Raw genomic sequence first — 6,592 nt, 5'->3', positions numbered from 1 at the left:
ATTGTCGCTGAGACCGACAACTATGTTCCAGATGAGAAAGATGGTCGCCGGCTGCGTTGCCTCGAAATAAAAGACGTAACCGACAACGGGCAGGGTCAGCAGGATCAACGGGATCTGCATGATGCCCAGCAGCAACGCCACAAGCGTCAGCGGACCAGCTGCCGGGAGCCCGATGGCGAAGAAGCCGCAGCCAAGAAGCAGCGACTGGATCAGCGCCACGCCTACGACGCCGAGCCCCACACCGCGGATCGTGGCCGCGGTCAACGTGACCAGCCGCGCCGCACGCTCGTCACTTCCTGTAATCCGCTCGAGCGTGCGGTGGGCAAACCCGGCCGCCCTCTGACCGTGAACGATGAGCACGGCGGCGATCGCGAAAGAAGCGACGAACGACAATTCGGCGATGGCGAGGTCACCGGCGAAGGAGGCGAGCCATGCCACTGGGCCGCTCACCAGATGGCCATATTTTGAGAGTGCAGCGGGCAGGTTGGAAGCGACGAGTGTCCAGATCTCCGTCAGCTTTTTGCCGACCAGTGGGGTGCCGTCGAGCCATAGCGGTGGCTGCGGCATCGTCACGCCCTGGGCCTGCAAGCTCGAAACCGCCGAATAGAGCGACGTCGCCAAGGATGTCACCAATATCACCATCGGTCCCAGCATCAGAGCCACGCCGATCAGGCCGATCAGCAGTGCCGAGCCGCGATGACCGAGCCGCGGCGCCAGACGCCGATGGAGCGGGTGCAACATCACCGCCAGGATCGCAGACCAGATCAAAAGGAAAGCAAAGGGTAGGACGATCCGGGCACAGGCATAGACCAGCAGGCCCACCAGCCCGATTCGAATCGCGCTGTCGATCAAGGTCGAGGGTTCGATCGGGTCGCGAAGGTTCGGCGCCTTCCTGTCCATGGCTCTGTTCCTTGCTCAACGCATCGCGCAAGCTTGCGCGCCCGGCGCAATAGCCAGCCCAACCTGAGTTGGACTGGCCAGTTGGCGCCAGGAGCGTCGGCGGAGCTCCGCCGGACACGGCCGAGCAGGCGCTTTCAGCGCCTTCCCGCCCGGTTGACCGGGCCACCGCGATTCATCGGCGTTCCCGCCCGCACTCCCACGCCTGGCGCGCCGACACCCGGTGTTGCCACGGCACGCGCGACCGGCCTTGGCCGGAGCACGACGCCAGGGCGTGCGATACAGCCAGCAGGATAGCTGACGTACTGGCAGTAGACCGCGGCACTGACGTCCTCGGTACCGGTTGAGACGAAGGTCGCGACCAGTGCGGACATAGCGATAAGCAGCTTCATTGTTACCTCCATCAATCGTTCTTCGGGGTAGGCCCTACGAGACGGTGCGATGCCGAGTAGCCAAAGGCGTCAGGATCGAACGTTGACGGACATGTCCCATCGAACGTTCGATCAGATTGTCATCAGCGCAATCAGCACGGGGCCCCAGGCCGTCAGAAGAATGTTGCCGATGGCATAGGGGACCGTGTAGCCGAGAGCCGGGATGCTGCTTTGGGCCTCGTCCTGAATCGCCCTGAGGGCAGCGGTGATCGTGCCGGCACCGGCGCAGGCGCCCAGCACGATCAGCGGATCCATTCTGAGAACATAGCGACCGAACAGAATCCCGACGGTATGCGGCAGGAGGGACGACACCAGCCCGACTGCGACAAGGCTGAGGCCCGTCGCTTTCAGGCCGGCGACAAAGCTTGGGCCGGCACCGAGCCCGACGATGCCGATGAACATGCAGAGTCCAACCGTATCGAAAATCCAGATTGCTGGTTCTGGAATGCGGCCGAAGAACGGGTAGGCGGAGCGCAGCCATCCGAAGAGCAGGCCCATGAACAAGGCGCCGCCGCTGGCGGTCAGCGTGAGCGGCACCCCCCAGACGACGACCGAGAGCAGGCCGAACAGGCCTCCCAGGAAAATTCCCAACCCTACGAAGACCATGTCGGTCGCCGGCGTCCGCCTGTCGGAATAGCCGATCACGGCCGCGACGCGTTCGACCTCCGTCAGCGGCCCGACCAGTGACATGACGTCGCCGCGATTGAGCCGCGTCGTCGGGATCACCGGCATGGCGATGCCCGAACGTGTCAGCTTTGCCAGAAAGACCCCGCGCGCGAAATGACCCTCAGCCAATTCGGCCAGAGACGTATCGTCGAGGTTGCGGCTTGTCACGATCACGTCGAGCGCTTCGAGCGGAATGTCCAGCAGCTCGGGGTCGCTGACCTCGGGGCCGATGACATCGCCGCGTGCTGCGTGCACCTCGAAGCGTGCCATGACCGCGATGACGTCGCCGGCCCGGACGCGATGCTCCGAGGCATAATCGAACAGGACATCGCCACTACGGCCACGCAGGACGAAGATGCGAGATTTCTTTGGCAGGGCCTCCAGTTCCGCAATCGTCTTGCCGAATAATTGGGTGTTCTCGACCCGATAGGCGCGCACATCGAACAGGCGAGCGGCCGATGTGATGCCATCGGCCTCGCCGGCCGAGCCCGTCTTGTCGGAATGCGATGCTGCCGTGGCTTTGCGAGCGGCGTCGCGCAGGTCGATCCCCATGAGCTTGGGGCCGATCTTTGGCAGGAACCAGACGAGCGCAGTTGTTCCGACCAGATAAGTGACGGCGTAGGCCACGGGAATATTGTTTACGAGCGCCCGGCGCTCGGCTTCCGGCAGGTCGAGCCGCTGGATCGCTTCTCCGGCGGTTCCGATGACCGTCGATTCGGAGAAAGCACCGGCCAGGAGACCGGCCGCGGTGCCCATGTCGTAGCCGAGCAGTTTTGCGAAGGTCAGCGCCATCAGGAGACACGTCACGCACAGGACGACCGTGAGCGCCATCTGCGGAAGCGCATCCTTCTTCAGGGCCCGGAAGAATTGAGGGCCGACCTTGTAGCCGGTCGTGAAGAGGAACAGGTCGAAGAAGACCGCTTTGACGGTCGGGGGAATCTTGATGTCGAGCTGGCCGACCAGCACCCCCGCCAGCAGGCAGCCGACGACGACACCCAGGCTGAAGCTCCCGAATTTCAGCCGACCGATCAGAAAGCCGAGCGCGACCGTCAGGAATATGGCGAGCTCGGGGTTGTTCCGCAGGGCCTCCACCACGAAATTCATGCCGGACCTTTCTGCAGAATGACCGGATGATCGACCGGCGAGACGAACCGGTCGACTGCCCGATGGAGCTGCTGCGCGTAATGCGGCCTTAGTTCACTTCGCTTTGGCGGGCGCCGCGCCGCCAGGCGATTTCGTTTTGGTGAGGGCGAGATTGTAGGCATCGAAGGCTTGCCGGTAGCCGCGGGCGACCGCTCGCGTGGCCCGCCCGATCTGGCCGTAGACCTCGTCGTCGAGATTGGCGAAGGAGACGCGAACCGACCAGTCGGGCGCGTGGAAGCCGCCGCCATTGAGCAGCACGATGCCGTGATCCTCCGCGAGCCGGAACACGATGTCGAGCGGGTGAACGTGTTCCTTCATATAGGCCACGACCTCCGGCCCGACATATTTGTTGGCCCAGAATTCGAAGTCGATCAGGCCGTAATAACGATCATGCAACAGGTTCTCGGGCACCTCGATGCCCAGCCCCTCGATCATCCGCTCGGCTCTAGCCCTGACGATGCCCATGCAGGTCTTCTGGTAAAGCTTGGCCTCGTCCATCAATTCGGAGAGCGAGAACATCGACATCATCACCTGCTGCGGCAACGAGAGCCCGGCGGTGTGATTGAGTGCGATGTCGCGGCTGTCGGCGACGATGCGGTCTATCAGTTTCATGTCGCGCGGCTTCAGCGTCAGCGGCCCGTAGCGGGAATCGAGCGCCGCCGAAATCTTCTCCGGATGAGCGGCGATCGCCTTGTCGAAGATGTTCTCGCGATGGATGGCGATGACGCCCAGCCGCCAGCCGGTACAGCCGAAATATTTCGAGTAGGAATAGACGCCGATCGTATTGCGCGGCAGTGCGCCAAGCAGGCCGCGGAAGCCCTTCACGAAGGTCCCGTAGACATCATCGGTCAGCAGCAGGAGATCGGGGCGCTTCGTCTCGACCAGCTTGACGATCTTGGCAATCGTCTCTTCGCTCAGGGCAACCGCATAGGGATTGCCCGGGTTGACGACGAAGAAGGCCTTGACCTTGGGGTCCTCGAGCTTCTTCAGCTCTTCATCCGTGAACTGAAAGCGGTTCTCCTGCGGCGCTGCCACCGAGACGATGTTGAGCCCGTAATCCTCGAGATGCGGCATTTCGAGATAGGGCGTGAAGATCGGCGTCGCCAGCGCGATCGTATCCCCGGCGTTCAGCAGGCGGTTGGCCTTCAGCGACTTGAAGATGTAGCACATCGCCGCCGTGCCGCCCTCGACGGCGTAGAGGTCGAACTGGCCGGATGGGCGCGGATCGCCGCACATCGCCCACATCAGATATTCGTGCACGATCCGCTCGTTATGGACGAGCATGCGATCGGGCACCGGATAGTTGTCGCCGATGATCGAGTCGACGAGCTCATGGACGAAGGCGTCCGGCTTGAAGTCGAACTTCTTGACCGCGAAGGAGACCATGTCGCCCAGGAAGGTGGCGCCGGGCGCATCCTTGTGTTCCGCCAGCCAGTCCTCGAGACGTTTGGCGATGCCATCGGCCTTTGGCATCCCGCCGATGCCGGCCGGCTTGTTCATTACGCGCCGGCTCTCCGTGATCGCGAATTGCCCGAGCAGGAAGAAACCCTCGCGCGGTGTCATCGCCACCCAGTTCGGATTGCCGCGGCCGGCATTGAGAAGAGCGATCGAGGATTCCTGCGAGGTCAATTTGGCGAGACGGATGAGCTCGTCCTTGATCTCGAAGGGGCTGAGTTTCTCGAAGGTCCGCAGGGTGACAGGATCCATGACGTTCTCCCGACAAGAATGAAATCGAATGAATTCGAGGCGCCGCTAGGCCAGAAGCATGATGATCACCATGCCCCAGATGGTCAGAAGCGTGTTTCCGACGGCATAGGTCACGGTGTAGCCGAGCGCCGGAACCTGGCTTCCTGCGGTTTCGCAGATCATGCCGAGGGCCGCCGTTGTCGTACGAGCGCCGGCGCAGGCGCCGAGTAGGATGGCTGGATCGAACCGGAACACATACTTGCCGGCGAGCATCGCGAGGATCAGCGGGATGGCGGTGGCGAGCGCACCCCAGAGGAACAGGCCGACCCCTTGCGTCTGCAGCCCTTTGACGAAGCCCGGGCCGGCGGAGATGCCGACGACGGCGATGAAGATGTTGAGGCCGACGGAGTTCATGAACCAGACGGTCGAGCTGGGAATGCGGCCGAAGACGGGACGCACCGAACGCAGCCAGCCGAAGACGAGGCCCGAGATCAACGCGCCGCCCGCGGTCGACAGCGTCAGCGGGACGCCTCCGACCTTGAAGACGAGCGCGCCAACCAACGCACCGAGCGTGATGGCAGCACCGATGAAGGCGACATCGGCGACGTCGCTCGGGCGGTCGGCATGGCCGATGACCTTGGCGACCGCGGCAATATCCTGCGTCCGGCCGACGATGGTGATGATGTCGCCGCGGTGGATGACGGTGTCACGCAGGATGGGGATGTTCACGGCGGTGGCGCCTCGAACGATCTTTCGAAGGAAGACGCCGCGTGCCGCAGGCATCTGCGAGAGTTCGGCGAGGGTCTTGCCGTCGGCGTCCTTGCTGGTGACGTAGACATCGACGCCTTCGGCCTTCACATCGAGAAGTTCCGGATCCTCGACCTCATCGGCGTTCTGGCCGATCAGGTTGACGAGAACATCGCGCGGCCCTGCGATGGCGATGATGTCGCCCTCCTGCAGGATCGTATCGGTTGTGGCGTCCTCGATGCGGCCATTGCGCCGCACACGCTCGACGAACACGCGCGCGTCGGGCACGAGCGCTTCGGCGTCCGCCGCGCGCATCCCGATAACCTTGGCGCCGCTACGCACCCGAAAGGCGCGCAACTCGAAGCGCCGCCAGACGGAGCCGGGGCCGCCAAGCTCCGCGCCACCGCCGAGCCGTGCTTCGTAGTCCTTGCAGGCTTGGACGAGATCGATGCCGAGGAGCTTCGGTCCCAGCAGCGCCAGGACCATGGCAGAGCCCACGGTGCCGAAGATATAGGTAACCGCATAGGCGACCGGCATCGCGTCGAGATATTCCTTGGTCTGCTCGGCAGAGAGCCCCAGGCGGTTGATCGCGTCGGTCGCCAGGCCCATTGAGGCCGAGATCGTCTGCGAGCCGGCATAGAGGCCAGCTGCATATCCTGGATGGTACCCGGCAAACTTGGCGATGATGACGGGGACCGCGAGGCAGAACACGGTAACGAGGACCGCGAAGATCGCCTGCGGCGCGCCGTCTTTGGCGATGCCCCGGACGAACTGGGGTCCGACCCCGTAGCCGACCGCGAACAGGAACATCAGAAAGAACGTCGATTTCACATTGGGGGAGATCGTGATGCCGAGCTGCCCGATCACGACCGCGGCGATGAGCGTCGAGGTCACTGCGCCCAAGCTGAAGCCCTTATAGGCGAAGCCGCCGACGTAATAGCCGATCGCCAGCGACAGAAAGAGTGCGATCTCGGGGTAACTGCGTAACGTGCTAACGAACCAGTCGAACATTCCGATCCCCT

Annotated in this window: 5 protein-coding genes (1 of these 5 only partly in view); all 5 read right to left on the bottom strand. The window is 63.3% G+C overall.

Annotated elements, in window-relative coordinates:
* Nucleotides 1-900, bottom strand: partial view of an AI-2E family transporter gene (locus C4S73_RS27655; RefSeq protein WP_103875810.1) — the 5' portion only. 174 nt of this gene lie to the left of the window's left edge; only the first 900 of its 1,074 coding nucleotides appear in the window; its start codon is at nucleotides 898-900; its stop codon lies off the left edge, out of view.
* Between the two features lie 134 nt (nucleotides 901-1,034).
* Nucleotides 1,035-1,289, bottom strand: coding sequence for a hypothetical protein (locus tag C4S73_RS27650; RefSeq protein ID WP_103875814.1), 255 nt, complete (start codon nucleotides 1,287-1,289; stop codon nucleotides 1,035-1,037).
* Nucleotides 1,290-1,400: 111 nt separating this feature from the next.
* A complete protein-coding gene (aspT, locus tag C4S73_RS27645; protein WP_103875809.1) occupies nucleotides 1,401-3,098 on the bottom strand; it encodes an aspartate-alanine antiporter in 1,698 nt (565 codons plus the stop codon).
* A gap of 93 nt (nucleotides 3,099-3,191) precedes the next feature.
* Nucleotides 3,192-4,844: a bifunctional aspartate transaminase/aspartate 4-decarboxylase gene (locus C4S73_RS27640; RefSeq protein ID WP_103875808.1), complete on the bottom strand. Its 1,653-nt coding sequence runs from the start codon at nucleotides 4,842-4,844 to the stop codon at nucleotides 3,192-3,194.
* 45 nt (nucleotides 4,845-4,889) lie between these two features.
* Nucleotides 4,890-6,581 carry an aspartate-alanine antiporter gene (aspT, locus tag C4S73_RS27635; protein ID WP_103875807.1) on the bottom strand — a complete coding sequence of 564 codons (1,692 nt, stop codon included), beginning with the start codon at nucleotides 6,579-6,581 and terminating at the stop codon, nucleotides 4,890-4,892.
* Nucleotides 6,582-6,592 lie beyond the last annotated feature (11 nt).

The organism is Allobosea lathyri, from assembly GCF_900108245.1.
GTDB lineage: Bacteria > Pseudomonadota > Alphaproteobacteria > Rhizobiales > Beijerinckiaceae > Allobosea > Allobosea lathyri.
Note: the sequence above shows the minus strand (reverse complement) of the source record. Positions and strands in the feature narration are given on the sequence as shown.

Bases quoted from the DNA above. Each gene is read 5' to 3' on its own strand.
- aspT (WP_103875807.1), bottom strand. From the start codon at position 6,581: ATGTTCGACTGGTTCGTTAGCACGTTACGCAGTTACCCCGAGATCGCA.
- aspT (WP_103875809.1), bottom strand. From the start codon at position 3,098: ATGAATTTCGTGGTGGAGGCCCTGCGGAACAACCCCGAGCTCGCCATA.
- C4S73_RS27650 (WP_103875814.1), bottom strand. From the start codon at position 1,289: ATGAAGCTGCTTATCGCTATGTCCGCACTGGTCGCGACCTTCGTCTCA.
- C4S73_RS27640 (WP_103875808.1), bottom strand. From the start codon at position 4,844: ATGGATCCTGTCACCCTGCGGACCTTCGAGAAACTCAGCCCCTTCGAG.